This window comes from Wolbachia endosymbiont of Culex quinquefasciatus Pel, assembly GCF_000073005.1.
Lineage (GTDB): Bacteria > Pseudomonadota > Alphaproteobacteria > Rickettsiales > Anaplasmataceae > Wolbachia.
This window is the reverse complement of sequence record NC_010981.1, coordinates 194,440-221,390: the sequence shown is the minus strand read 5'-3', so window position 1 is coordinate 221,390 and position 26,951 is coordinate 194,440. Positions and strand designations below refer to the sequence as shown.

The following is a 26,951-nucleotide window of genomic DNA, read 5'->3' as shown; positions in this document are numbered from 1 at the left end:
ATTTTAGTAATAATAAGAGGTTACCCATGAAGAAAGATATTACAGAACTGTACTGTTGCGTCGAGGATTTTTGTCGTGCGGTAGATGATAATTTTGCAAATAGGTTCTTATCAAACGGCAAAAAACCAACCAGAGTACCAGAAATAGCGCACTCAGAAATTCTAACCATAATCCTGTTATACCATAAATCACCATGTAAAAACTTCAAGGCTTTTTATCTTTGTTATCTTCAGTTATTCTATAGATCAGAGTTTTCAAAGCTGCCTTCATATCACAGATTTATTGCCTTAAAGCCGCGAGTTTTGTGGTATTTAGCATTACTTTTGCAATGGTTCTGTGAACAAGCGAAAATGACCGGCACTTCCTACATCGACACCTCTACGATTGCCGTTTGCCACAAAAAAAGGATCTCTAGGAATAAAGTTTTTAATCATCTAGCAGAAATTAGTAAGAGTACGTATGGTTGGTTTTTTGGCTTCAAGTTGCACTTAGTGATTAACGAAATTGGTGAAATTCAAGCACTTACCCTAACCAAAGGTAACGTTGATGACAGAAAACCTTTACCAACTCTCACTAAAAGACTGACCGGACTTTTGTTTGGAGATAAGGGCTATATAAAGAAAGAGCTTTTTGAGAAACTCTTCGATAGAGGCCTAAAGTTAGTCACTAAAGTAAAAAAAGGTATGAAAAACGCACTAATTTCACTTAAAGAGAAGATTTTATTAAGGAAAAGGTCGATTATTGAGACTGTTTTTGATTCCTTGAAAAACAAATTTGAGATTGAGCATACAAGACATAGATCGCCAACAAATTTCCTAATTCATGTTTTTTCTGTTCTGATTTCCTACTCCATGCAGTCCAAAAAGCCTTCTATTTCTATGCCTTTCTTTATCGGCTAATCCATAACTGAGGTTTCTAGGCTATCTGATATATGCTCATTCGACGTTAAACTACTACTAACTGTCGAATTTTCTGTTACAGTATTGCAGAATTGATTATCGAATTCAGCAAAACCCAGAAATGGAATTACTGTTTGGCTACATGATTGATTCTCTTTGTCAGAAGAAAGTTCTAGTCTAGTATCAAATGTATGTTCAACAACTGTTTCCTCGAACGCAGGAGATATAAGAGAGAAATGTGCTGCTGGCAAATCATCTCTGTTTTGTACTAACGGTTCATTGGAGTTTTCAGTACTTAAGTTGCTTGAACTCTCTTTATTGCTTAAGTAAAAATTCTTTAGGACAAGCTTAGCTTTGACAGTTGATTTTGTCTCTAAATTTACTTTATAATCTTCTTTTTGTTGGGGATTCAGTTGATTAAATAGAATTTTAAATAAAGTCGATGTGGGATTAATACAATCGAGTGTATTGAAAGCAAACTCTTGAGGTAACTGATTAAAGATAGAAGGTGCTTCTTCCTTGTCTAGTGCATTTAGTATGCCGGACATAGCTTTAGAGCCTTGAGGCTTTGCTTTAACATGCTCTATATATTCATTTTATGGTTAGTGCTAAGGTTATTAAATGCCTTTCTAAGTTTATTTGTTTGGTGAGAGTTAATTAACTTGTTTAAATTTTTCACCACTTCGTTGCTTATACTACCATGCATTTCTTTACCACCATCAAAGTTAATATACTAATATTATATTAGATTTAATGATAAAATCAATATAAAATTTTTAAAAATTAATTATTTTTATTATAAAAACAGGAATTCTATTAATTTTTTTCCTGATTTGTGTCTGTTTTGCTTTCTATAGCTAACCCAAATTAGGTTTACCGGAACAAATTTTATAAATAATTTAAGTTAGCGCGTGAAGCTGGGATGGCTTTGTTGCACCACTCAAGGAAAGAACAGGCAGTTACTGATGGAATTTGTTATAAAATAGATATTTAGCCGACAAAGGAAAAATATGCCAATAAGAATGAAAGTCAGTAACTGCAATGAATATAACAAATTTCTTCAAGAAAGGGGAAATGTTTTTCATTATATCAACGATGCCATTGAAAATTGGTACGAAAATAGTCCAAAAGTAGCAGGTGGCAACAATGTCTACAGCGACAAAGTAGTGATTCTAATTCACATAATAACCTATCTATTCAGGATTGGTCTTAGGCAAACAGTGGGATTTATAGAGAAATATCTTGAGCAAATAGGGAAAATTTTGCAAATTATCAGCTATTCGCAGGCTTCAAGAAGGTTTAAAAAGCTTAATATCAAAATCAACGACTGCAGAGTTGATAAGAACGATATGGAAGATATTGAAATTGCTATAGATAGTACAGGTATCAGCATCTACAATAATATTCCAAGCCATAGTAAGGCAAATGGTACAGATAGAAAGTATCGCCGCTATGAGCAAACAAGATGTAATGCTAGAGATAGGTAGTAAAAAAGTTATAGCTGCAAAATACAGTAGTGGAGTTTATTCCGACCACTATGGAGCCTGTGATCTTATTGAAAGAGTGGATACCAAGTATAACATAAGCACGATATATGCAGATAGATCGAAAGAAGTTATACAAACTGTGCGATGAGCTTGACATAAAGACAAGGATTCCTCCGCAAAATAATGCAGTAGAGCATCCAAAGTTGGATTATATGAATGAGAGAAATTCTACAATCAAGCTCATAAAGTCATATGATGAAGATGGTATGAAGAGGTGGAAAAAAGAGATAAATTATTGGAAGAGATCTTATATAGAAAGTTTTTTCTCGCGACTGAAGCAAATATTTGGATTTAGTTTTAGGAATAAATCTGAGATTAATCGTGAGAAGGAACTGCTACTCAAGTGTTATTTGCTTAACAAATTTACTGAAATAGGCATGGCTAAGTTTGATATAGCTTCATGAATTTATTATACATTACCCACTATCCGAAGAGCTGTGCAACAAAGCCCACTGGGATCCAGATTTTTAGCTATGGTCAAGCCATAGGATGACAAATTAGACCCCAGACTATGCAAGAAATCTAAGGCGAATTATCTTTCATGGTCTGTCTTTGTTTGTTCTACTTTCGTGACAGGAGTTACCAATGGATTATCAATTTGCTTTAAACCTTCACTTGCGCTTTGGTCTTGATTTGAAAGGAGCTTATTTTGTTGTTGCCCTTCATCATTTGAAGTGCTTTTTTGAGTAGTTCCTTTTATATCCTCTACACTCTTTTTATCTTCACCAAAAAGTTTTTTGAATATTTTCTTCAGAAAACGTACCAAAAAGCCTTCTTCTTTTTGATTTTCTTTCGGTTGAGCTATATTTTTCTTTTCACTCAACTGAGATTTTTTATTATTAGATTTTTTTTCTGTAGCATTCCTATCCACTGAGACTTGTTTTAACGAAATTTTAGGCTTTTTATCGCTCGGTTTATCTTTTATAGGATCTTTGCTTACTGAAGGTTGTAACTTAGTTACTGTATCTGTTTGAACAGAAATCTTTTCTTGTTGAAAGTTTCTATCTTCTGAAACAGATCTTCCAGAAGTATTTATTTCGCTAACTGAGTCACGAATTTTGTCTGTTTGCACAGAAATCTTTTCTTGTTTATTTTGATCAGAAATTTTGCCTTCTAATGTAGTTTGAGATTTTTTATTACTTTCAAACTCTGCAACTTTTTTACTTGTAAAAACGTCTTTTCCTTCGAATTTTTGTTTAAATCCAGCAATCTTTTTAAAATCTTCAGCTATTTTTTTGGCTGCACGATTCATTCGACCTTCAAGATTATGAATCAATTTTTTAATAATCTTCACTTCATCTTTACGCCCTTTTTGAGCTTTAAGCTCCCGGTGCAATTCAACAATAATTTTTACTTTATCTTCCAATGAAGAATTTTCTGGAAAAACATCTTTAAGTTCCCGATTCAATTCGACGATCTTTTCAAAATCTTTAGCTACTTTTTTAGCTGCACGGTTCATTCGATCTCTAAGACTACGATTTAATTTTGCAATAGTCTTGATTTTATCTCCCAGTGAAGAATTATCTGCTGCAGAAATATCTTTTAACCTTTTCCCGGGATTTTCTTTGGTTACTTGCCTTTTGTAAGCTTTAAGTTCCTGGCGGAAATCATTGATAATCTTCACTTTATCTTCCAGCGACGTACCTTCTGGAAAAGCACCAGCAAAGACATCCTTGAATTTCTTCTCAATATCTTGTGTATCTTTAAGCTGTGTCATACCCAACTAAATAAAAGCTTATACTAAAATCAGTATATTAGTTAATTATGTAAAAATGGTTAAGACACAAGGAGCACCTCATTTATGCTTTTTTCATCAAAATATCATTTACTTATTAACTTAAAATACGTCACAATATAAAAATGAAAAATAGCCCGTTAGCAGTAGTATTCGATTGGGATAATACCTTAGTTGACACTCAAGATAATATTTCTAATGCTATTAAGCATACTTTAGATTTGATGGGATCTGGCAGTAAAGTTGTTGATAGAAATTCTCATGAATCAAGAAAGAGCTACATGGTCAATTTGTTTGGTGATCAGTGGAAAAAAGCGAACCAGATATATCAAAAATACCTAGATAGTGCACTGTTACAAAATATTACTCTGAACGAGGGAGTAGAGGGAATGCTCCAGACGCTGAAAAGCCACAATATTTACCTAGCGATAGTTAGCAATAAGAAAAATACTAATTTACGTCAAGAAGTTGCCTACTTTAAACTAGATTCTTACTTTGAAAGAATAGTTGGATCATGTGATACTGCAGAAGATAAACCATCTGCAACTCCACTGCTATTTGCACTAGAGGAGAGTACGCTACCTGTAAATAGAGAAAATGTGTTTTTTGTTGGTGACAGCATCACAGACATTCTATGTGCACAAAATGCAAATTGCTTACCTATTGTATACGGACAATCAATAAGAGGTTATGAAGATTTGTTATATTTTCAACATTTTAATAAACTTACAGAATTCATAGTAAAGTATTTGAAAGATAGGTGGTAATGACAGAGATCGCTAGTGTACACAGGCGCTTTTGCGCATATTTAATAGATGTAGCAATTTTATTAATTCCAACCTTACTAATTGTGTTGTCATTAGGGGATTTTCCATTAATTTTACACCTGTCATACATGTGTATAAATTGTGGCTACTTTACATATTTTATATCTTCAACAGCTCAAGCAACTCCTGGTCAACAGTTAATGAATATATATACTATCACTTTAGATAGTTCTAAAATAGGTTTGAGCTTAGCATTTGATCGCACTATCTCTCAGTTTTTTCTTCCTATGCTAAATAATTCAATTATCACCTTTATCAAACTTTTTCAAACATCAGTAAATGCTTTAAGTACACTAGAAGTGATTATAGTGATGCTTACCTTCAGTTGGTATTTAGTTGCTTGCTTCTCTCAGAGGAAACAGGCATTTCATGATGTGCTATTTGATACGATTGTTGTGAGAAAAATAAATTGATGTGACCTTGATTGTTATGTAGATTACATTGGTATATTAGCTAAAGAAAGGTTATGAATAAAGAAATAGTAGAACATTTAAATAAATTACTTACAAATGAGCTGACTTCTGTACGCCAGTATCTTTTGCATTTTGCGATTCTTAAAGATAGCGGAATTAATAAACTTGCAGAAAAGATGAAAAACGAGCTTAATGAAGAACTTGAGCATGCAAATAGGCTAGCAGAAAGAATTTTACTGCTTAAGGGCATGCCAAATTTTCAAGATACAAATAAAATCTCAAAGTATGAAGGAAAGTTCACAAAAGATACAATGCAGAAAATCTTAGAAGATAATTCTAACTTAGAAGAAGAAGGTATTAAGGGCATCAAAGAGGCAATTTCCGTTGCTGAAAAAGAAAAGGATTTCGTGAGTGTAATGTTATTAGAAGGACTACTGAAAAATGAGGAAGAGCACTTACATTGGATCAAAGAACAGATTGACCTTATTGAGCTTATGGGTATTGAAAATTACTTGAGAACACAAATATAGAGTGTTAAGAAAAACAACATTTATTTTCATTATACCTTTTTTACTTCTTTTTTCACTCGGGTTATGGCAGTTATTTAGATTGAGCTGGAAGAATAATATTATCAAAAATATGGATCTTCCAGTTATTCATCTACTGCCTAGTGATAATCTTTCAAAGTTTAACTACAGAAACGTTAAAATCGACGGAATTTTAAGTGATATAGAACTATATGTTTTTGCAGGGCAACGTGGCTATCATGTGCTGTCTCCTATGTTGCTTATCAATGGACATTACATGTTAATAAATAAAGGAATAGTCAGAGAAAAAAAAGAAGAAAAAGCAAAAATTGAAAAAGTAGCTGCTGATGGCGTTTTGTATTGTGATGGTAGCAAAAATTGGTTTATCAAAAATGATATTGCTTCAAATACATGGTTTACCCTAAGTACAAAAGAGATCTCCAATGAACTAGGTATTAAGCTAGAGAAATGTATATTGTGGCAAGATAATTTTGGTGGCAAATTGACTATACAGCCAATAAAGCATCTTGAATACGCAATTACTTGGTTTGCACTTTCCTTGATTTGGCTCATTATATGCGTATTTTACTATAGGCAAAATATATATAAGTCGTAGAGATACAGTTTGGAAAAAGAAAAGCTACAAATAGAAAAAATGCAACAAAGTGGAAGAAAATACTTATTACAAGGGTTAGTGATATGTCAGTGTTGCAAATCCGTTTATTATGGAATGAGTAATGCTAAGGGAGGAAGAAGTTACTATCGTTGTCCTGGAAAACGTTTTGGTGAATGTAACAGCAAATCAATACGCGCGGATATACTAGAAGAGGTAGTATGGGAAGAAGTGAAGATGTTAAGAGGGCATATAACGAAGGAAAAGTGTGATTTATCAGAGGTAGATTGGGAGACTAAATTTAATATAATTAGAAAGTTAGTTCAGCGTATTGAAATTGATGATGATAATGTACATATGGTGTTTCGATTAAAAGAACTCGCTCTCGAAAGACAAAAAGAAGATATCCAACCTTGTACCAGAATTATAAAGAATGTAGTGCTATCAAATGCAATAGGAATGCATAAAATTAGCAACGCCCTGGCTGCAATATCAGTTGCAGTGAAACTTGGAATTAGTGATGAAGAGATTAAAAAAGGTCTTTTGGAATTTAAAGGAGTAGCAAGGAGATTTTCATTAATTGCCGATATTAAAGGTGTTAAGTTAATTGAGGATTATGCTCACCACCCAAATGAAATACAGGCAACCCTGTCAGCAGCACGTTTGACCACTAAAGGAAAGGTAACAGGAATTATCGAGCCGCTTCGTTTTGCTCGTGTTCGTAATTTTTTTGATGAGTTCGTACGAATTTTCATGATGTTTGATTATGTAATTCTCACTCCTGTCCATCCTCCAGAAGATAAGCCTATTCCTGGCTGTGGAATTGATGATATACAAAAAGCCTTGATCAGTAATGGGTTTAATGATGTGAAGATTATGAATGATGCTTTACTCATTTCACATTTTATTAGTAATTCGACAAGTTCAGGAGATGTAGTATTATTTATTGGTGCTGGTAGTAATATAGCTAAACTAGCGAAAGAAACTGCAAAGCTGCTGCTAGTAAAATAAACTTAAGCATTGGTGATTTATATGATAAAATTGTGTAGTAAAACTGGATCCCAGTGTCTAGGCAAACAACTGTACAGACATTGCGATATGGGGATAGCTTCCATTAAGAATGGTGTCATCCCAGTGCCCAGACACTGGGATCCAGAAGACTTAACTTTAAATAAGTGGCTGTATAATAAAAACTGGATTCCAGTGTCAAGCACTGACCATCCGCTACTCAAATTACCTGTATATTGCAATGTTCGTACACTGAAATGTTACAGCGCTGGGGTGACATTTCCCGAACGTGAACACAATTGTGAATCTAGTGGAGGTTTAGCATGATGAAAAAGACGATCAGCAGTGTATTTGCAAGAGAAATTTTAGATAGCAGGGGTTACCCAACAATTGAGGTAGAAATAGAACTATGTGATGGAGCAACAGGTAGAGCCGCTGTCCCTTCTGGGGCTTCGACCGGTAAACTAGAAGCATTGGAGCTGAGAGATCAAGATGAAAAAAGGTATTGTGGTAAAGGAGTGCTGAAAGCTGTTCAATCTGTGAGTGGAGTGATAGCAAATAAAATCATTGGCATGGATGCAGCAAACCAGAGTGCAATTGATAAAGTTTTAATTGAACTAGATGGAACAAAAAATAAATCTAAACTTGGAGCAAATGCAACTTTGGGTGTGTCTCTTGCTGTTGCAAAAGCAGCAGCAAACAGTTTCAAAACACCGTTATATAAATATTTGGGCGTAGGGGAGAAGCAGATGCCAGTTCCGCTAATTAACGTCATTAATGGTGGAGTACATGCGGATAATAAACTCGATTTTCAAGAATTTATGATTCTTCCGGTTGGTGCTGAAACTTTCAGTGAAGCAATAAGAATATCTGCAGAGGTATTTCATAACTTGCGCAGCATTCTTAAGAAAAAAGGTTATAGTACAAACGTAGGAGATGAAGGTGGTTTTGCACCAAACATTGGAAGCACTGAAGAAGCTCTTAATTTGATAATTCAGGCTGTTGAATCTGCCGGTTATTCGATGAAAAATCACTTTGCACTGGGTCTTGATGTTGCTGCATCTACTTTTTATGAAGATGGAGTTTATAAATTTGAAAACAGAGAACTCACTTCAGAGGAATTGGTTCAGTATTATTTTGACCTTGTAGGCAAATATCCAATAATTTCTATAGAAGATGCAATGAATGAAGACGACTATGAAGGTTGGAAATTACTTACTGTAAAACTTGGGAATAAAGTTCAATTGGTTGGAGATGATTTATTTGTTACAAATTGTAAACTAATAAGTAAAGGAATAGAGGAGAAAATGGCAAATGCTGTACTAATCAAGCCAAATCAGATAGGAACACTTACGGAAACTTTTGCTGCTATTGAAATGGCAAAATTAAATGGCTACAGGGCTATTATTTCGCATCGCTCAGGTGAAACAGAAGATACAACGATATCCCACATAGCGGTTGCATCGAATTGTGGACAAATCAAGACTGGCTCGCTGTCGCGTTCTGATAGGCTTGCAAAGTATAATGAATTAATGAGAATAGAAAGTTCATTAGGAGAAAATGCTAAATATTATTGTGGGTTAGCATGGACTTCATAGACGAAGTTAAATTATATTTAAAAGCAGGTGATGGTGGCGATGGCTGCGCAAGTTTTCGTCGAGAAAAATTCGTTGAATTTGGTGGCCCAAACGGTGGTAATGGGGGCAAGGGAGGAGACATAATTTTCATCAGTGATGCAAATCTCAACACTTTGCTTAATTTTCGTTGTCGAAGACATATTAAAGCAAGTAGTGGAAAAAGTGGTACGAGTAGAGATAGATCTGGCACGGCAGGAAAAGATATTATACTTAAAGTTCCAGTTGGTACACAAATAATAGATGAAGAAAGTGAGGAAGTGATAGTAGATCTTGATAAACCCGACATGGAATTTCAAGTAGTACAAGGTGGAAAAGGTGGACTTGGAAATACTAACTTTAAATCTTCCACCAATAGGGCACCAAGGCATTTTACTCATGGTCAGCCTGGTGAGGAAAGAAACATAGTATTGAAGCTAAAAGTTTTATCTGATGTTGGCATTATTGGTATGCCAAATGTAGGTAAATCTAAATTTTTAACCCGCTGCTCGAATTCTGATACGAAAGTAGGCGATTATGAATTTACTACTATAAGACCACATTTAGGTGTAGCAAAAGTGGATTATAGCGAAATTGTAATAGCAGATATTCCTGGAATAATCGCTGATGCTCATCTTGGAGTTGGGCTCGGACACAAATTTTTAAAGCACATAGAAAGGTGCAAAATTTTACTGCATTTAATTGATGTAACTCACGATGAAATTATTTCAGCTTATAATTGTACGCATAATGAACTGAAGCTTTACAATAGCGATCTTGTTGAAAAAGAGGAAATTGTAGTGTTAAATAAATGTGACTTATTGGAAGAAACAGAAATTCTTGAGAAGAAGAATCATTTAGCCAATTATCTTGATAGAGAAGTACTGTGTTTATCAATTGACGATGATTTACAGCCCATTCTGAGGTTGTTAAATGAAAAAGTGAAAACTAAGGAAATTAATGTATATGATCCTTTTAAGATGTGAATTTTTTATTTGACAATCAAAGTCTGGATTCCAGTGGGTAATTTTCCACAGTTGTCTGCATTTTTTGTTCCACAACTTATCTTTTTTTCGGCTTGTGCCATTTCTCACACTGTCTCTTGCCTTCTTGAACTCAGAAATTCAATAGCTACAAAAGCATTTGAGTAGTTTTTTGTTAAGAATTAGGCATAGAATCCCCCATATTTATTAATAAAGAACAGAAAAAATGTAACGTACATACGACAGAGATTAAGCATATGTGTGCACCCATGTGCGCTGAAGAAGATACGCTACATTCTTTACTTAGTTTGATTATTTGATAGAAAAGTCTGCAGACGAAGATAGATTTTGAGCTCTAAAAATACCTCTACTGTGAGTATACTAAGATTAGATAAATAGGCGAAGTAATTTTTATATTAGTTTTTTAGTTGCCAATCAATTTGGAGTTCAATAACTTGACATTTATTCAATACTACTGTATAATAAGCATGTGTATTTTTTATACACTATGGCAATAAAATTACCTTGTAATAGGTGTATTGGACCCGAGGGCAGTACTCGGCGCCTCCACCATATTTTTTGATTGATACGGGGGCGAGTAAGGATCGACATGCATAGTAAAGATGGTAGCTTTGCTCGGTTAGATACCACCGCTAAGAGTTCACAATTTAGATGCAAACGATAACTTTGCTGCTGAAGACAATGTTGCATTAGCTGCTTAATTTAGGCACTATAACTTCATCGCTATAAGCACGGTTTAGGGAACGCCGGGTAACAGAAGTTCCCCCAAACATGTAAGGGTTATATGGATAAAACAGATTATCAGAAGTCGCTTAGTTATGCTAAATTTCAAGTTATCAAAAAGGCTTTGAATACTATATTAGATAATGTTTTTACTCCTCACTTAGAAATAGTATTTTTTACGCGCTTTAATGGTGTTGTCATGCCAGACTACTTGAAAGAATCATACCCTACTCAAATGCTTATTATATTACAGCATCAATTTTTTGGTCTAAAAGTTCTTGAAGATAAGTTTAGCGTCAGTTTGAGCTTTCGTGGAAAACAAGAACAAGTCACTGTACCGTTTTTTGCTATTAGTGAGTTTCATGATAAAATTTCAGGAGATACTTTAGTATTTAGCGTTGATTCTGATAAAGAATATGAAAGTGAGAAATGTGCTGAAAAGTCATCAAATGGTAGTATTATATCTATAGATCAACTTTACGATAAGTAGTTACTTCATTTTATAAATAAAAAATATTGTATCTGTTCAGGATATCGACAAGACCATAGAGTAAAAGTGAGTTTATAACAAATGGTATCATTTGAGTAGCTGACATTAGCTTTCACATCAAAAACGTTATAAAGCGCTTTCATGTTTACCAACTTAGTGCCAATCTGGATCCCAGTGGGCTTTGTTGCACAGCTCTTCGGATAGTGGGTAATGTATAATAAATTCATGAAGCTATATCAAACTTAGCCATGCCTATTTCAGTAAATTTGTTAAGCAAATAACACTTGAGTAGCAGTTCCTTCTCACGATTAATCTCAGATTTATTCCTAAAACTAAATCCAAATATTTGCTTCAGTCGCGAGAAAAAACTTTCTATATAAGATCTCTTCCAATAATTTATCTCTTTTTTCCACCTCTTCATACCATCTTCATCATATGACTTTATGAGCTTGATTGTAGAATTTCTCTCATTCATATAATCCAACTTTGGATGCTCTACTGCATTATTTTGCGGAGGAATCCTTGTCTTTATGTCAAGCTCATCGCACAGTTTGTATAACTTCTTTCGATCTATCTGCATATATCGTGCTTATGTTATACTTGGTATCCACTCTTTCAATAAGATCACAGGCTCCATAGTGGTCGGAATAAACTCCACTACTGTATTTTGCAGCTATAACTTTTTTACTACCTATCTCTAGCATTACATCTTGTTTGCTCATAGCGGCGATACTTTCTATCTGTACCATTTGCCTTACTATGGCTTGGAATATTATTGTAGATGCTGATACCTGTACTATCTATAGCAATTTCAATATCTTCCATATCGTTCTTATCAACTCTGCAGTCGTTGATTTTGATATTAAGCTTTTTAAACCTTCTTGAAGCCTGCGAATAGCTGATAATTTGCAAAATTTTCCCTATTTGCTCAAGATATTTCTCTATAAATCCCACTGTTTGCCTAAGACCAATCCTGAATAGATAGGTTATTATGTGAATTAGAATCACTACTTTGTCGCTGTAGACATTGTTGCCACCTGCTACTTTTGGACTATTTTCGTACCAATTTTCAATGGCATCGTTGATATAATGAAAAACATTTCCCCTTTCTTGAAGAAATTTGTTATATTCATTGCAGTTACTGACTTTCATTCTTATTGGCATATTTTTCCTTTGTCGGCTAAATATCTATTTTATAACAAATTCCATCAGTAACTGCCTGTTCTTTCCTTGAGTGGTGCAACAAAGCCATCCCAGTGTCTGGGCACTGGGATGACAACAAAGGGGCTACTTGAACAGAGGCTATTTAGGTAACAAGAGGTGACAAGAAAAGAAGCGCTGGTTTCATACGTACCTGAACACTTATCCTGCATGTAATAAACATGATCAAAAAGCTATTCATACAGTACACATCTCTCCGTTAATTTATCAATAAGTTTTTTATCCACGTGGAATCAAAGGGTATAATATCTTATAGCTTATTGTTTACACCTATTTCAGCATAAAAATTATTGTGGGGCTTGATTTTATACATATCACTACACATAATAGGTTTTAGTGTAAATTAGTAATATGCATCCAATCATATACTTACTTAACCTGTTACTTGATCTTTACAGCTTCGTTCTAATATGCTCAATTGCTCTCGATTTGTTGATTAAATTGAATGTAGTTAACATGTATAATGAGATTGTAAGCAGCATAATGCAAACTTTAAACAGACTCACTTATCCTCCACTAAAGGTTATCAGAAGGTATATACAACCATTCAATGGATTAGATTTATCCGTGATGATATTGATAATAGCAATTCACTTTGTAAAATATACAATTACTTATTACTTTAAGTAGATGTTAAAAAAACAGCTAAAATCAGCGATATACTTGTCACTATTAATGTATATATATATATCGGTTTTTAGCTATAATTATAAAGATCCATCCTTAAATACAGCTACAAATCAGGAAGTAACAAATTTGGGCGGAGTAGTAGGTTCATATTTAGCTGATATATTGGTTCAATTTCTTGGACTCGCTAGTATTACAATAGCTACAACCATAGTTTACTTTTTAATTTTCAGAGCATCATTGCTGAAAATTATCTACCTAACGTTAATCAATGTAGCAATATATGCTATATTGTCGCAACTTTCGCTTGGCATTACTGCTAGATACATGCACGGTGGAATAGTCGGTAATGCTCTAATTGACCACTGCCCGTTTTACATATTCACAGTAGTAGCATCAATAGGTATTGTAGGATTGATTGGTTGGAAGAGAACGGTTTATTCTTTGCTTTTCCTATGTAAAAAAATATTTTCCCTTTTTACAAAGGTTCTGTTTTTCAGGTTACGTAAAACTACTGATTATTCAATAGCACCATTAGTAGTAGAGGAAAAATATATAACCACTAAACAACAACCGAAAGAAAGAAAGAAAAAAGCTGCCGAAGAAATTGTTAAACCACCTTCTAGCGAGTTTGAGTTTCCAAGCATTCACTTACTTTCCAAAGCAGAAGAATCTTTGCAGAGAAAACAGTTGAATGCATTAGAGAGCAATAAGAATTTATCTCTGCTCGAACAGGTTCTGAGTGATTTTGGCGTGCAAGGAAAAATTATAAGTGTATGTTATGGACCGGTTGTGACTTTATACAAACTTGAACCACAAGCAGGTACAAAATCTGCAAGAGTGATTGGTCTTGCAGATGATATTGCACGTTCAATGAGTGCACTTTCTGCACGTATTTCAATAATTCGTGGACAAAATGCCATGGGAATAGAATTGCCAAACAAGGAGCGAGAGATTGTAATGCTGCGTGATTTACTTGAATCGCCAGAATACCAAAATGCAAACTTAAATCTTCCAATTGCGCTTGGCAAGGAAATAAGCGGAAAACCAGTTATTGCAGATCTGACTAAAATGCCCCACTTGCTTGTTGCCGGAACTACAGGGTCAGGTAAGTCGGTTGCAATTAACACGATGATTCTGTCGCTTGTTTATCGACTAAGTCCTGATGAATGCAAGATGATAATGATCGACCCCAAAATGCTCGAGCTTTCAATATATGATGCAATACCGCATCTAATAACGCCAGTGGTAACAGAGCCAAAAAAAGCTGTTATTGCTCTTAAGTGGATAGTGAAAGAGATGGAAAATCGCTATCGCATGATGTCATATTTAAATGTGCGCAATGTAATAAACTATAATCAAAAAATTACAGAAGCGATGAATAGCGGAATAGAGTTGGAGCGCGTTGTACAGATTGGCTTTAACTCAACAACGGGTAAACCTTTATTTGAAAAAATACCACTTAAAATGGAGACATTTCCGTATATTGTGGTGATCGTAGATGAAATGGCAGATTTAATGCTTGTTGCTGGCAAAGATATAGAATGCTCTATTCAACGTTTAGCTCAGATGGCTCGTGCTGCAGGAATACACATCATAATGGCAACACAACGCCCATCTGTAGATGTGATAACAGGTGTGATAAAAGCAAACTTTCCAACGAGAATTAGTTTTGCTGTTACTTCTAAGATAGATAGCCGTACAATACTTGGTGAACAAGGGGCCGAACAGTTACTCGGTATGGGTGATATGCTTTATATGGCCTCTGGTGGTAAGATTATTCGAGTGCACGGTCCATTTGTAAGTGATGATGAGGTGCAAAATATAGTTGATCATCTGAAAACGCAAGGTGAGCCAAACTACATGGAGGAAATCACTCAAGAAGATGAAAATTCTTTCGCGGAATCAGAAGGTGAAACAGAAGATGAAGAGAACGATCTATACAAGCAAGCAGTGGCCATCATTCAGAGAGATCAAAAGGTTTCAACTAGTTACATTCAAAGGCAACTTAGAATAGGCTATAACAGAGCTGCAAATATTGTTGAAAGAATGGAGAAAGAAGGTATTGTCAGTGCTCCGAGTTACTCAGGAAAGAGAGAGATATTGGTAGAATAACCCTTAACTTAAACCAAAGAAAGTTATTTTAAGATCAATAGATCTCTTGCATAACTGGAATTCAAAAGTTCCAGCGCATGACCAGATATTTCTTATTGGATCCCAGTTGTATAGTGTTTAATACTAAATTAACTACTAAAAACGTACAATAGTAATATATTAATTAGCTAGGGGGTTAAAAATGGGTATAACCAAATTTGTATTCGGTTTTGATAAATCGGATGTAACAGCATTGCAGGAAAGTCAAAATATTGATGCTAAAAAGTTTCAAGAAGTATTTAGCGCATTAAAAGAATGGCAAGAAGCTCAAAAGATAGATGCTAAACAGTTTGAAGAGGTATTTAGTGCATTAAAAGAGTGGCAAGAAGCTCAAAAGATAGATGTTGAGCAGTTTGAAAAAGTTTTTGGTGCATTAGAAGACAAGATTGGTACTGAGCAGTTTCAAGCTATGCAAGAGCACTTAAGCGGCTTGCAAGAAAAATTTACAGGCTTAGAAGAAAAAGTAGAAACATTTGCAGACATGGTAGGGGGACAAGAACAAGCAATACTAACTTGTGCCATAGTCAGTGCTGTTGCTGCAATAGCTGTAACTAGTTTTGTTGCATTCTGTATCTATCAGGGAGTTAAGCTTGATAAAGAGAAGAAAAACGACTTGTCTCAAGATATGCCAAGCGGAAAGTTTAATAATGTGAATGATACCGAAAAACTGAAGAATAACTTACAGCAAGGAAGAGTGTAATGCTCTTCTTGAAAGGGTGTTACGTAAAATTTGTAACACCTTAAATTTCCTTTAGATTATGTAGGTTTTGGTAGTAAATTTTTTAGAAAGATGTTTGTATTATAAACTTGGTAGAGATTCTGATTTACTTGAAGTTTGTTAATTGGTATCTTTTAAAGCACAATATTCACTATAGTATGCTTAAGATCTTTTCTAAAGTTTTATTTATATTAATACTTTTGGTTTCTAGTTTCTTTACTGTACATAATGTTGAAGCGAAGTCTAAGGTAAAGTTCAGTAAGAGGTACATACCTCCTGGTAACCCTGGTGGTGCAAACTTTCATGCAGACGAGGATTTTGCTGAGTCATATAAACTGTATGAGAAGCGTAGGGAGCTCCTCAAGAAAAAAAAGTTACAAGATCTAGCTATGAATAAAGAAGATCTAATCAAAAAATTAAAAGAAAAAAAAATTGCTAGCCTTGATAACGAGCCAAACAACGTGGGAGCTTGCATAGTTGAAGATGGGGAGGATGCTATGATCAATCAGCATGGTATTAATCTTGCACGTTTAAAGGGTGCTGTATTTATAGATCAAGAGCCAGTTTCTCAGTATGAAAGTAAGCAGCATAAAAAAAGTGAACAACAAAAAGGGAAAAAAGTTACTTCAACACGAGAAAAAAAAGTTTCCCCTATAAATGTTACTATAAAAGAAACTCCATCAAGAAGAACGTGCTCTCATGATTCTATTACTGATCTAAATAGAACACCACAGCATAGTTTAAATGGTTCAAGTTCATTTGGCAGTGTAGTTGACACAGTAAAATAGTGTCACGATTAATAATATGCTAGATAGAGACCTGACATTGAGTGATGATGCATATGAGTCATCGCCGGTTTCCAGGCATAAAACTCATACTGTAAAAGTTGGACAAGTGAAGATAGGTGGAAATAATCCTATAGTTGTTCAATCCATGGCACTTGGTGCACATATAGATTCTGACAACATAAAAAGTAGTGCTCAGAAATATGCAAAAGAAGTAATAGAACTAGCGCATGCAGGTTCAGAATTGGTGCGAATTGCTTTGAACTCAGAGGAAGTAGCAAAAGCAATACCTTATATAGTAGAGGAAATAAATAAAGAAGGCTTTGATGGTAAGATATTAGTAGGCTGTGGACAATATGAGCTCTACAGGCTGATTCAGGATTATCCAGACAACATTAAAATTCTGGGTAAAATTAGGATAAATCCAGGTAATATAGGCTTTGGTGATAAACGTGATGAAAAATTCGAAAAAATTATAGAGTATGCAATAACGCATGATCTTCCTGTCAGAATTGGAGTAAATTGGGGTAGTCTTGATAAGTACCTTTCACAAAAATTAATGGATGAAAACTCCTTATCTAGTAATCCAAAAACTTCTGATGTTATATTACGTAAGACGCTTGTAATGTCTGCTCTTGGTAGTGCAAAAAAAGCTGAAAAGATTGGCCTTAATGCAGAGAAAATAATCATTTCATGTAAAGTCAGTAGAGTGCAGGATTTAATTTTAGTTTATACGGCACTTGCAAAATCTTCCAATTATGCGCTGCATTTGGGTTTAACCGAAGCTGGTATGGGTAACAAAGGCGTAGTAAATACCACAGCAGGGCTTACTTATTTATTGCAAAATGGTATTGGAGACACTATCCGGGCTTCTTTAACTCAGCGCCCTGGTGAATCACGCACTAATGAGGTGGTAGTATGTCAGGAAATACTGCAGTCTATAGGTTTGTGCTACTTTAACCCTCAGGTGAGTTCATGTCCTGGTTGTGGACGCACAAGTAGCGATCGTTTTCGTATATTAACTGAGGAAGTAAATGGCTACATAAAAACTCATATGCCGGTATGGAAGAAAAAGAATCCTGGTGTAGAGTATATGAAAGTTGCTGTTATGGGATGCATAGTAAATGGTCCTGGAGAGAGCAAACATGCAAATCTGGGGATCAGCCTGCCTGGGTATGGAGAAAAACCTGTTTCAGCAGTCTACAAAGACGGCAAATATTTCAAAACTTTACAAGGTGATAATATTTTTGAAGAATTTAAGGAAATTATTAGTGATTATGTGGAGAAGCATTACACATAAGCCTTTCACAAGTTTGTACTTAGACTACATTCTGTTTAGTGAACGTCAAATGAGACAATAAAGAACGTAAATTTAAAAAATAGATAATAGGGTTTCTTCTGCCTTTTTTTTATATGGTAAATTTCTTAATATTTAGATTGGCCCGGAGTAGTATAGAGATGTTATTCCAGTATCAAGGACTGAAGTTTCCTGATCTACAATATTTGTACAGTTATGAAATAGATGCAATTTGACATAAAAGCTTTACTTTTTGAAATTTTGGGTTACGTTTAATTTAACATATTTCAGTGGGGAATTTATTGTAGGTAGAAAGGAAGCTTTAAAAATATTAGGTTTTCAATCAAGCGATGCGCCCAGTGAACAAGAAATTAAATCAGCGTATAGAAAATTAGCCTTGAAATATCATCCTGATAAACATTCAGGTAAAAATGAGGTTGTGAAGAAACAAAATGAAGAAAAATTTAAGCAGCTAGGTTCTGCATATGAATTTCTTACTAAGGAAAGCATAGAAGAGGTTACAAATCTAACTGACGAAAATTTAAATGAAATTAATTCGCCTGGAGATTTGAGGTTTTACTTAAGTAGGGCTCTATATAATCAGGATATAAAGTTTCTTGAAAAGCTTTTTTCCAAATTCAAAAGCAGTAAAGATGGAAGATTTGGTGATTACATCAATGAAAAACTTATTTATATTTACTTTCCATTATCTATTGCTTTAATGCAAGCTAAAGATTCAAGAAATTATAGTATTTTGAAACTTCTTTTAGAAAATGGTGCTGATCCTAATATAAAGCTATTACATAATGAAGCTTCGTTATACTATTGTAGGGTTATCGATGACAGCAGAATTGTAGAGTTATTGTTACAATATGGTGCTGATTCTAATATGTTAGATAAAAATGGTAAAAATCCGTTGTTTAAAGCGTTTTTGTGTGATGATGATCATACTATGGAAATACTTTTGAAATATGGTGCTAATCCTAATATGTTAGATAAAAATGGTCGAGTTCCATTATATCAAGCAATCAATTGTGACAACGATAAACGCGAAAAATATGTAGAGTTGCTTCTAAAGTATGGTGCAGATCCTAATCAGAAGGTTAATGGCTCCAGAGTTATAGAGTGTGCTCCATATTTCACTAATAATTGTGTAATGAATTTGATTAAAACGCTTACTCTGCCATACGGCAGCAATAACAAAGTTAGAAAATTAATGGCCGAGTATGGTGGTGTTGATAGACAGTATATTATGCTTCAAGCAATATTTACTTGTTGTTGCTTAACAGTAGCTTCTGCTACTTTTTTTAGTATAGCTTCTCCTTGGTGTTATATACCAACAGCAATATTTGCACTTGCCGCGTGTTTTTTCATTAAAAATGCTGTACATGCTGCATTTTTTGCAAAAGAACCTTCTACTGAGTTTACCGAAGCTAGAGCTTGTCCAGAGATTAGTAAAAGGCTATAATATCTAAAGTTTTAGTGCTGGGTAAAGATGAGAAAAAAGCATCCAGCAGACCTAAGTCAAAGGGAATGGACAAGAATAGAAAGCTATTCCAGAGTATCATACAGGAAAGTAAGAAAAAAATATACTATAGTTAAAAAAATGTGATGGGATACCAAGGAGAAAATTTAAAAATCATATAAAGGAAGAATATGGTATGGATATTGAGATTGTCAAAAGGCCTTCATGTAGGTTCTAAGTCAACAAAGACACACCGCCTTAGCTACTACCAATGAGGGGTTTAAAGTACAGCCAAGAAGGTGGGTTGTAGAAAGGACTTTTGCTTTAGGAATAGAAGACTATCGAAAGAATAAGATTTACTCACTGAAAATTTCATATATCTGGCTATGAGTAGAGTTATGTTAAGGAGAGAATATGGGGAGTGTTAAATAAACTGTGTCAAACCGCATTTTTAGTTCAACTCAATTTTCAATCTGCCAGGAAAGAAAACATCAAGTTGAGAGATAGTTAATGCCCAATCATGTACAGGCATCGTCGACTTTTCCTCTACCTTCTTTATAGCACAATATACCTGCTTATACAAGGCATTTATGCTGGTAAATGAGCCTTTGGTCTTAGTGAATTTCCTAATTTGCCTATGTAGCCCCTCTATGGGATTGGTGGTGTAGATTATCCTCCTAACTGGACCAGAATACTTAAAATAACCAGACAAGTTTTCCCAATTATTCTGCCAAGATTTTATAACCATAGGGTACTTTGTGCCCCATTTTTCATCCAATTCCAACAGATAATTCTCGGCAATTTCCTTGCTTGAAGCTTGATATACCTTCTTTAAATCGCTCAAAAAACTCTTCGCATCTTTACTGGCCACATACTTCAGTGAGTTGCGTATCTGATGCACTATACACATCTGCACTTCCGCATTAGGAAAGACACTGTTTATAGCTGCAGGAAAGCTTTTCAGCCCATCAACGCAGGCAATAAGGATATCTTCTACTCCTCTTTCTTTGAGGTCATTTAGCACTCCCAACCAGAACTTCACTTTCAGCCAAATAAAAACCTAATACTTCTTTTTTGCCATTTTGATCTATGCCTAATATGTTATACATGCATTTACTTACGCAATGCCCGTCCTCTTTGACTTTAAAAAACATGCCATCCATGAAAACTATCGGATATACAGACTGCAGCGGGCGACTACGCCATTCGTTGATTACTGGTAGCAATTTGTCAGTAATACTTGATATCTCTGCCGCCGATATTTTGTGATCATAAATTTCCTCAACATGTGACACTATATCTCTATAGCCCATACCACTGGCAAATGTGCTCAAAATCTTCGTTTCAAGCTCTGGATGTAAGTTTGTTTGCCTTTTTTTGACTATTTGTGGTTCGAAACTTCCTTCCCTATCTCTTGGCGTCAAAAGCTCAAATGACCCTGCGCTTGTACGTAAAGTCTTTGCATTCCTCCCATTTCTTCGATTATTCTCTTCGCTTTCGGCCGACAAGTGGTTTTCTATTTCACCTTCCAGGCTTACCTCCAGCAACTTTTTTATAAACGGTGTTAATGCTCCATCTCTTCCTGTCAACGGTCTTCCTTCTCGTATAGACGACAGGATATTTGTTTCTAATTCTTTATAATCTACCAAACCGGTAGTTCTGTTTACTACTTTCTGACTCATTGTCAAACCTCCATTTTTTTATATCAATTTATTACTTTTTTTTCGGTTTGACACAGTTTATTTAACACTCCCGAAATACTTGAATTCGCGAACAAGTTCTAATCATTAATGTTATACACGTTCTTTTCTTTTTCTATTCTCTCTTGTTCTTCAATACAATACATAGCAAGCGGATTAGCTTTAAGTCTTTCGACTCCTATTTCTTCTCCCGTTCCATCGCAGTAACCATAAATGCCTAATTTTATTTTTTCCAACGCCTCCTTAATTTTTTCTTTTCTATCTTTTCGGCGCTTAATTAATTCTCCATTTTCACTATCAGAATAAATACTACTATCTTCTAGATCTTGTTTCTCCAGTTCAGAGAGTATTGATTGTAACTTTAAGCTAAAGTATTCCAGTTGTTTTACGTTCATATATTCTTCATTTTCTGAAGGAACGTAATCTTCCGGTAACTTTATTTTTATTAATTTTTCCATAGCATTATCAATAAAATATATTAAAACTTATATAACTTGTAAACACAAAAAATTATACTACCCTCAAAGTAAACACTATAATTTATAATAAACATTTAAAATCCTGGTATGATTAGTTTGGTAAAAAAATTAGTAATAAATGATAATAATCTTACTTATATAGTATGTATTTTTATTATAATGTTAAGTTTATCTTCATATACACTTGAAAACAACAGTAAACAAGAAGTCATATTAACATTAACATGGATATGTGCTACATTTGTTTTGCAGATCTCTACAAATAATTTATTTACATCTGATTATCATGATGGAATATTAGAGCAAATCTTTTTACAGCCACTCTCTTCTAGGCTGATAGTTGCTTATAAAATCTTCGCTCACTGGTTGTTATTTGGGTTACCGATTTCAGTGATTTCTTTCATGTTCAGCTTTGCAATTCTAGGCAATAATATTGAACATTCAATAGCAGTTGGAGTGTCTTTATTATTTAATACGCTGATAATCATTAATATTTCAGCTACTGGAAATGCATTGATGATTGGTCGAAATAACTTAGCATCAGGAGTGTCGCAAATTCTTGTTTTGCCAATGATAATGCCAACTTTTGTATATTTCAAATTGCTAACTCAATTTGAAAATTTATCCTTGAATATTTATACACTACTAATCACCATCTTAGTTTTTGTCATTTTAATTGTTAACAGCACTATAACTACTCACATAGCATTAAAATTTGCTGTGGAGCAGGATTGAAAAAACTTACTAGTTATAGCACTTCTCATAATAGTCCAAAAAAGGTAAGATATGGATTTATAGTAGTGATGGTAAGCATGCCAGCAGCATATAGTTATGACTTAAGGAAAAAGGTAATGGAAGCATTGGATGAAGGAGAGAGTGGAGAAACTGTTGCCAAGAGATTTAAGATTGGAGAAACAACTTTATATGAGTGGAAGAAAAGACGTGAGAAAACGGGAGATTTTCAATCAAAAAAGCTTGGAAGCGTGGCATAAAATTACCGACTGGAATGCATTTGCCGAATTTGCAAATGAGCAAGGTGGCAAAACTCAGTCAGAGATGCTGGGGCAATATTAGTAGACAAACAATTCATCGAGCACTTAAAAATATAGGATTCACAAGAAAAAAAAGACCTACGGATATAAAGAAAGAAATGAAGAAAAGCGAGCTCAATTTTCAAAGGTTATAGCAACAAAAGAACCTAAAGAATTAGTGTATATAGATGAGTCTGGCATTGATAACACTGAACCTATGGGTATTGCCAGAAAGGACAGCGGTTTTATGCCCTAAAATCTGGAAAGAAAACTCAACGAATTAGCATGGTTGCAGCCTTAAGTGGAAGAAAAATAATTGCTCCGTTAACCTTTAAAGGCCACTGCAATATGGATATCTTTAATAAATGGTTTGAGCAGTTTCTGACACCGATTTTGGAACCTGGACAAACTGTTATCCTTGATAATGCTACTTTTCATAAGTCTAATAAGATTTGCTAAAGGAGTTGGTGCAGAAATTTTATATCTTCCTCCATATTCTCCAGATTTCAACAAAATTGAGCATTATTGGTTTGCTATAAAAAACAGAACCAGAAAAAACATTCCTTTATTCAAATCTTTTCGTCATGCTGTCGATTCTTCTTTCTTATGACCTTTTTGGACTATTATGGGAAGGGCTATATTTACTTGTATCTGCTTAGTTAAGGGTGTTAACTTAAGTAGAGATGGAGACATTAGACTTCTTGCATGAATTACAGCGTGTGAAACCATTATTGGATTTCAGACTGGCTGGTTATGCAAGAAATCTAATATCTATCGAAGAGTCAGAAACTTTTATAACTTACCTTTAATCAACCTAACCCATGCGTGCCAATCTCTCTCACCAAGATTGCTTTCGAAAGACAGAAGATCCTTTACGGCTTTTGAGCAAATTTCTTCACTTGGAATTGACAACTCCCTATTCATTGCTAGCATCAGGCATTGAGTTTTACAAGCTTGTTCTAAGTGATACGTATAAAACATTGCTTCTTGTATAGTCTGACCACATGTTATAGATCCATGATTGCGCATTAACATCACAAAATTTTCTTTCAAATCAGCTATTAATCTTTTTCCTTCTGTATCATCAAGTGCCAGGGAATTATAATCATGGTAAGATACCTTATTATAAAAGTGCAGCGCCCACTGACTTATTGGGAGTAATCCATCCTTGAGAGAAGAAACTGCTACAATAGAAGGTGTATGTAGATGAAAAATTGCTTGAATATCTTTCCTTGCTTGATAAATGAAGCCATGGATTACATAGCCAGTTTTATTATATTGATATTCTTTGCCTTCAATTATATTCCCATCAAACGATACTTTCATCAATGAACTTTCATCTACTTCATAAAAACGTATACCAAACGGATAAACATAAAATGACTTTTTATCTTCAGAACGTACAGAGAGATGAGTATACGTATGATCATCTAATTTAAGATAAGATAAAATTTGATAGGCGTTAACTAGGTCTCTTTTCAACTCACTATTTGTTAATAACATAGCTCTTGACTAAAATTTTCTAAAGATTTATACGTAAAAAAAAGTTTATTACAAACTAAAAGGTGAACCTACGTTAAAATACTAAGCACTTTTACTTGCCTTAGGTGATTAGAGTTTACATTTCTAGATTACATAGTATTTTAACTATAAAAGCGACTTTTTATGTAATGTTTCATATGTTTTAAAGCCTTGTTTTTATGTTATTATAATTGTAGGTTTTAATATTAAAAATAATATGATAAACGTTGAGATAAAAAAAACAGCTAACAAAATTTTTCATATATATCACTGGTCTTCCAGGAAGTGGTAAACTTTCTACAGCAATAGTATTATCTAGTATGATAAATGCAGTAATTGTAAGTGGACTTGAATATAATCAAACTTCCAAAGAAGCTCGAGATAGAATATATAACACTACACATGTTATGTTTCAGGCAATAGAAGCCTATCCTATTGACTCAAAAAATTATATATTTGTTGATGAATTAATTAAAAATAATGATTACAACATAAGAATATATAACTCAGTAGTAGAACTTAGTAAAAAAATGAGCACAAAAATCCTCCCTATAGTACTTAGGTGCAATCCATTGATATTACAAGAGCGTACTATATCAAAAAAGCAAAGAAAAAATAGGAAGGTTACTAATATAAATAGTATTAAATTTAGGGAGGAAGATTTATTTGTACCACAAAATGCTATAGAGGTAGAAAATTCAAATATGAGTATAAAAGAAGTAGCAGAAGAAATAGTAAGTCAGATGTACAAACTTGGCCAAATTAATAGTGTTTACGCAATAGGCAACGATTTCATATACTGAGGCTCATTTAAATATAGAGCCTCAACTCCATTTAATTTTTGTTTATTTTTTAGTCTATAACGGACTAATAGCCCTGCATGGCTAGCATCCAACTTTGGTAAACTGCAATCCATATATGTAATGCAGTGCGTTTCAGGCTGGAGTTCACTTACTACAGCAGGATTTGATAGCGGTAACAAATTGAAATCAAATAACTGCGTATAAAACTTTTGATCATCTTCGATTATAGCTTTAATATTTTTTTTGCTATTTGTACAAAGTAGCGATATTGCATATGCTTGAGCTTCCAGGGCACTAACCCCATATAACGGCTTATTTGTAGCAAGATTTATACCTTGTGCAGTTGATATACCAACTCTGATTCCAGTAAAACTTCCTGGTCCAACTATCACTGCTAAATGGTCTATTTTATCGTAGCTGTAATTATGCTTATCAAACAAAGTATTCAGTATTTGAAAAAATGATTCTGCATGACTATTGTTTGCAGAATTGCGTTCTACAAAACAATTACCATCGTAATCAATTACTGCTATTGAACTACCAGCACCTACAGTATTAATTGCTAGAATGGACATCACTTAAGCTTATCATAGAGCTTTGTAAACATCATAGTGAACGCACCGTTACCCATAACATTTGCTGAAGTTATTATTGGGTCAAACACTATATACAATGCTGTAATTAATGAAAGCATCTCTGGGGAGAATTTAAGATACTTCTCAAGAACGGGCAACATTACCATAATCCCTCCCGCTGGAACTGCAACAATAGCAAATTTAAATAACAGAAAGTAGAGAAGGAAAGTCACATAGTCTGTTGCAGACAATGCACCACCAAAAGTCATTATCATTGATAGTATTATAATAAAAAAGCAATCACCTACTAAATGAAAGCTAGCGGTTATTGGCACAACAGACGATGCTATATCATGCTGCTTTACATTTTTTTTGCTTCCTTCAAGAGTAAGCGGCATAGCTGCATTACTAGACATTGTGCTCATTGCAGTAATAAATGCTGGTATCATATTACCTATACTAGCTATCCAGCTTGTGATCTTGAACGAATTTGCTGCTCCATATAAGAGAAAAACATAAAGGTAGGTTGCAGATGATATAATAATAAAAATTATTGAGTAATCCTTAAATATTATGGGTAAAACCTGATCATGTTCCATTTTTAAAGCAAGACCAAGTACAAACATTGGAATAATTGGCGTCAAAAATGTCTTCAAAATAAAGAGAGTTAAATCTAACATTTTGTTCGAGAGCTCTTTGCTTTTTTTTGGTAATATTGTGGACACTAATATGCTTAACACAAATCCACAAGCAAGGGCATAAAAATTAGAAAGCAATGCAGGTATCCTAAATGACCATAAAGGAACAATTGTTTCTTCATATGTTATATCTTGTATTGAATAAGTGTTTTGTGTGATGAAATGCCCAACAGAATAAGCTATTAAACTTGAAGCTAGATTCGACAAGAAAATCGTTATAATAAGTAACAATATAAACTTTATAGCCGACTGCTTAAGATTGTTAACACTACTAAAGATTAATGCAAAAACAATAAAAGGCATTATAAATAGTAAGATCTCTTTTATACTAAGGCTTATTGAATACAAGAAGGTTTTCACTTCCATTGGAACTAGATGACCAAAGAATACAACCGAAGTGATAACAGCAAGTAAGGTTAGTAATTGTAACATATTCTAATATAGCGATACCCTATGGAAATACATATGATAAATTAGC

Annotated in this window: 23 protein-coding genes, 1 other RNA gene and 6 pseudogenes; 22 read left to right on the top strand and 8 right to left on the bottom strand. The window is 34.1% G+C overall.

The annotated features are described in order from the left end of the window. The first annotated feature begins 26 nt into the window (after positions 1 to 26). Positions 27 to 899 (top strand): IS982-like element ISWpi16 family transposase, encoded by an 873-nt coding sequence (locus WP_RS01070; RefSeq protein ID WP_007301954.1) that lies wholly within the window; start codon positions 27 to 29, stop codon positions 897 to 899. On the opposite strand, the gene WP_RS01065 is transcribed toward WP_RS01070, so the two are convergent. After that, positions 896 to 1,447 carry a hypothetical protein gene (locus WP_RS01065; protein ID WP_038227380.1) on the bottom strand — a complete coding sequence of 184 codons (552 nt, stop codon included), beginning with the start codon at positions 1,445 to 1,447 and terminating at the stop codon, positions 896 to 898. The two genes, WP_RS01070 and WP_RS01065, sit on opposite strands and share 4 nt — an antisense overlap. A gap of 462 nt (positions 1,448 to 1,909) precedes the next feature. Between WP_RS01065 and WP_RS07940 the strand changes: the two are divergent. Then, positions 1,910 to 2,850: pseudogene (locus WP_RS07940) on the top strand (IS5 family transposase). Positions 2,851 to 2,978: 128 nt separating this feature from the next. On the opposite strand, the gene WP_RS01050 reads toward WP_RS07940, so the two are convergent. Continuing rightward, complete coding sequence (locus tag WP_RS01050) at positions 2,979 to 4,163, bottom strand: hypothetical protein (protein WP_007302657.1); 1,185 nt, start codon at positions 4,161 to 4,163, stop codon at positions 2,979 to 2,981. 143 nt (positions 4,164 to 4,306) lie between these two features. Between WP_RS01050 and WP_RS01045 the strand changes: the two genes are divergently transcribed. The 10 genes and pseudogenes from WP_RS01045 to WP_RS01005 all read left to right on the top strand — a co-directional run bounded on the left by WP_RS01045 (position 4,307) and on the right by WP_RS01005 (position 11,399). Further along, positions 4,307 to 4,948 (top strand): HAD family hydrolase, encoded by a 642-nt coding sequence (locus tag WP_RS01045; RefSeq protein WP_007302658.1) that lies wholly within the window; start codon positions 4,307 to 4,309, stop codon positions 4,946 to 4,948. Next, positions 4,948 to 5,421 (top strand): RDD family protein, encoded by a 474-nt coding sequence (locus tag WP_RS01040; protein ID WP_007302659.1) that lies wholly within the window; start codon positions 4,948 to 4,950, stop codon positions 5,419 to 5,421. Before WP_RS01045 ends, WP_RS01040 begins: the two co-directional genes overlap by 1 nt. Positions 5,422 to 5,474: 53 nt before the next feature. Continuing rightward, positions 5,475 to 5,951, top strand: coding sequence for a bacterioferritin (gene bfr / locus WP_RS01035; protein ID WP_007302660.1), 477 nt, complete (start codon positions 5,475 to 5,477; stop codon positions 5,949 to 5,951). 1 nt (position 5,952) lies between these two features. Continuing rightward, positions 5,953 to 6,564: an SURF1 family protein gene (locus WP_RS01030; protein ID WP_007302661.1), complete on the top strand. Its 612-nt coding sequence runs from the start codon at positions 5,953 to 5,955 to the stop codon at positions 6,562 to 6,564. A gap of 9 nt (positions 6,565 to 6,573) precedes the next feature. Continuing rightward, entirely contained in the window at positions 6,574 to 7,572 is a 999-nt protein-coding gene (locus tag WP_RS01025; protein WP_007302662.1) for a recombinase zinc beta ribbon domain-containing protein, read from the top strand. A gap of 120 nt (positions 7,573 to 7,692) precedes the next feature. Further along, positions 7,693 to 7,826, top strand: a pseudogene (locus tag WP_RS07935) (WPE palindromic element domain-containing protein); the annotation flags it as partial. 66 nt (positions 7,827 to 7,892) lie between these two features. Beyond that, entirely contained in the window at positions 7,893 to 9,167 is a 1,275-nt protein-coding gene (eno, locus tag WP_RS01015; RefSeq protein WP_007302663.1) for a phosphopyruvate hydratase, read from the top strand. Further along, positions 9,155 to 10,168, top strand: coding sequence for an Obg family GTPase CgtA (gene cgtA, locus WP_RS01010; protein WP_007302664.1), 1,014 nt, complete (start codon positions 9,155 to 9,157; stop codon positions 10,166 to 10,168). Before eno ends, cgtA begins: the two co-directional genes overlap by 13 nt. Before the next feature lie 448 nt (positions 10,169 to 10,616). Next, positions 10,617 to 10,954: a transfer-messenger RNA gene (gene ssrA, locus WP_RS06950) on the top strand. 16 nt (positions 10,955 to 10,970) lie between these two features. After that, positions 10,971 to 11,399, top strand: coding sequence for a ClpXP protease specificity-enhancing factor SspB (locus tag WP_RS01005; protein WP_007302665.1), 429 nt, complete (start codon positions 10,971 to 10,973; stop codon positions 11,397 to 11,399). Between the two features lie 223 nt (positions 11,400 to 11,622). Here WP_RS01005 and WP_RS07930 read toward each other — a convergent pair. Next, positions 11,623 to 12,563: pseudogene (locus tag WP_RS07930) on the bottom strand (IS5 family transposase). A 408-nt stretch (positions 12,564 to 12,971) separates the two neighbouring features. Here WP_RS07930 and WP_RS07050 point away from each other — a divergent pair. From WP_RS07050 to WP_RS07600, 7 genes and pseudogenes are all read left to right on the top strand, one after another. After that, entirely contained in the window at positions 12,972 to 13,250 is a 279-nt protein-coding gene (locus tag WP_RS07050; protein WP_012481756.1) for a YggT family protein, read from the top strand. Beyond that, positions 13,251 to 15,362 (top strand): DNA translocase FtsK, encoded by a 2,112-nt coding sequence (locus tag WP_RS00990; protein ID WP_012481755.1) that lies wholly within the window; start codon positions 13,251 to 13,253, stop codon positions 15,360 to 15,362. 181 nt (positions 15,363 to 15,543) lie between these two features. Continuing rightward, positions 15,544 to 16,101 carry a hypothetical protein gene (locus tag WP_RS00985; protein ID WP_007302667.1) on the top strand — a complete coding sequence of 186 codons (558 nt, stop codon included), beginning with the start codon at positions 15,544 to 15,546 and terminating at the stop codon, positions 16,099 to 16,101. Positions 16,102 to 16,277: 176 nt separating this feature from the next. After that, positions 16,278 to 16,907, top strand: coding sequence for a TRP75-related protein (locus WP_RS00980; protein ID WP_012481754.1), 630 nt, complete (start codon positions 16,278 to 16,280; stop codon positions 16,905 to 16,907). 16 nt (positions 16,908 to 16,923) lie between these two features. Then, on the top strand, positions 16,924 to 18,204 hold the full coding sequence (gene ispG, locus WP_RS00975) for a flavodoxin-dependent (E)-4-hydroxy-3-methylbut-2-enyl-diphosphate synthase (protein ID WP_007302669.1): 1,281 nt from the start codon (positions 16,924 to 16,926) through the stop codon (positions 18,202 to 18,204). Positions 18,205 to 18,502: 298 nt separating this feature from the next. After that, a complete protein-coding gene (locus tag WP_RS00970) occupies positions 18,503 to 19,669 on the top strand; it encodes an ankyrin repeat domain-containing protein (protein WP_399489224.1) in 1,167 nt (388 codons plus the stop codon). A 111-nt stretch (positions 19,670 to 19,780) separates the two neighbouring features. After that, positions 19,781 to 20,094, top strand: a pseudogene (locus WP_RS07600) (IS5-like element ISWpi1 family transposase); the annotation flags it as partial. Positions 20,095 to 20,117: 23 nt separating this feature from the next. On the opposite strand, the pseudogene WP_RS00965 reads toward WP_RS07600, so the two are convergent. Continuing rightward, positions 20,118 to 21,348: pseudogene (locus tag WP_RS00965) on the bottom strand (IS256-like element ISWpi15 family transposase). Positions 21,349 to 21,446: 98 nt separating this feature from the next. Then, on the bottom strand, positions 21,447 to 21,824 hold the full coding sequence (locus WP_RS00960) for a TraR/DksA family transcriptional regulator (RefSeq protein WP_007302671.1): 378 nt from the start codon (positions 21,822 to 21,824) through the stop codon (positions 21,447 to 21,449). 108 nt (positions 21,825 to 21,932) lie between these two features. Between WP_RS00960 and WP_RS00955 the strand changes: the two genes are divergently transcribed. Together WP_RS00955 and WP_RS07045 are read left to right on the top strand one after the other, a co-directional pair. Further along, entirely contained in the window at positions 21,933 to 22,580 is a 648-nt protein-coding gene (locus WP_RS00955) for a heme exporter protein CcmB (protein ID WP_007302672.1), read from the top strand. Between the two features lie 77 nt (positions 22,581 to 22,657). Further along, a pseudogene (locus WP_RS07045) lies at positions 22,658 to 23,486 on the top strand (IS630 family transposase). Between the two features lie 182 nt (positions 23,487 to 23,668). Here WP_RS07045 and WP_RS00935 read toward each other — a convergent pair. Further along, positions 23,669 to 24,379 (bottom strand): class II aldolase/adducin family protein, encoded by a 711-nt coding sequence (locus WP_RS00935; RefSeq protein WP_007302673.1) that lies wholly within the window; start codon positions 24,377 to 24,379, stop codon positions 23,669 to 23,671. Positions 24,380 to 24,717: 338 nt separating this feature from the next. Here WP_RS00935 and WP_RS00930 point away from each other — a divergent pair, with 338 nt between their 5' ends. Further along, positions 24,718 to 25,200, top strand: coding sequence for an adenylate kinase family protein (locus tag WP_RS00930; protein ID WP_007302674.1), 483 nt, complete (start codon positions 24,718 to 24,720; stop codon positions 25,198 to 25,200). Here WP_RS00930 and tsaB read toward each other — a convergent pair. Both tsaB and WP_RS00920 read right to left on the bottom strand, forming a co-directional pair. After that, positions 25,170 to 25,775: a tRNA (adenosine(37)-N6)-threonylcarbamoyltransferase complex dimerization subunit type 1 TsaB gene (gene tsaB / locus WP_RS00925; protein ID WP_007302675.1), complete on the bottom strand. Its 606-nt coding sequence runs from the start codon at positions 25,773 to 25,775 to the stop codon at positions 25,170 to 25,172. The genes WP_RS00930 and tsaB overlap by 31 nt on opposite strands. Continuing rightward, the gene (locus WP_RS00920) at positions 25,775 to 26,905 is read right to left on the bottom strand and encodes a cation:dicarboxylate symporter family transporter (RefSeq protein WP_007302676.1); all 1,131 of its coding nucleotides are present in this window, start codon (positions 26,903 to 26,905) and stop codon (positions 25,775 to 25,777) included. Before WP_RS00920 ends, tsaB begins: the two co-directional genes overlap by 1 nt. Positions 26,906 to 26,951 lie beyond the last annotated feature (46 nt).